The organism is Bacillus sp. IT-79MI2, assembly GCF_949768135.1.
Taxonomy (GTDB): domain Bacteria; phylum Bacillota; class Bacilli; order Bacillales; family Bacillaceae_G; genus Bacillus_A; species Bacillus_A pseudomycoides.
On sequence record NZ_CATKPV010000134.1, the window covers coordinates 1 to 735 of the forward strand.

1 protein-coding gene is annotated in these 735 nt (G+C 32.8%); it reads left to right on the forward strand.

From position 1 onward, the window contains the following. Nucleotides 1–623 (forward strand): serine/threonine protein kinase (locus ACM6HU_RS27375; protein ID WP_098157116.1); only part of this gene is annotated, 623 nt, incomplete at its 5' end. Nucleotides 624–735 lie beyond the last annotated feature (112 nt).

Genomic DNA, 735 nt, shown 5'->3' on the forward strand with positions numbered 1-735 from the left:
AATTATTAAAAGAGGTAAGCATAAGAAGTGAGGATGAATTCGAGCCTGTAGTAGTTAAAGATATTCCTAGACTTTGGAAGTGTTTAGGGACAGGTAATTATGCCGCAGTATTTATGCACAAAGAATACAAAGATTGGGTAGTGAAAGTTTACGCGCGAGAAGGAGAAGGAATTGAAAAAGAGTCAGAAGTATACCGAAGAATCGGAAATCATCCTTCTTATTCGAAGCTTATATATAAAGGAGAAAATTTCATAGTATTGAAACGTTTAAAAAAAATCACCTTATACGATGCTATTCATAAGGGGATTAAAATTCCTAAGCAGGTAATCCTTGATATCAATGAAGCTTTAGAGTATGCAAGGGAACAAGGATTAACTCCTTGTGATGTTCACGGGAAAAATGTGATGATGGAAAACGGAAGGGGATATGTAGTCGATGTATCTGATTTCTTAAAAACAAAAGAAGATAGTAAGTGGAGAGACCTAGAAAAGGCATATTTTACATTTTACTTGCCTTTCATTTATAAATTGCCTTTCCCTGTTAAAATACCGTATTTCATGTTAAACATTGTTAGACGTTCATATAGAAAATATAAGAAGCTTAAAAAGAAATTCAAATTGTAAAAGGACCACATACTTATCTTTAGGTTAGATAAGTGAACCACTAGTAAACAAAAGGACCGTACATTTTAGATATGTCTAATATGTACGGTCCTAATTTTATAACTTCATGAAG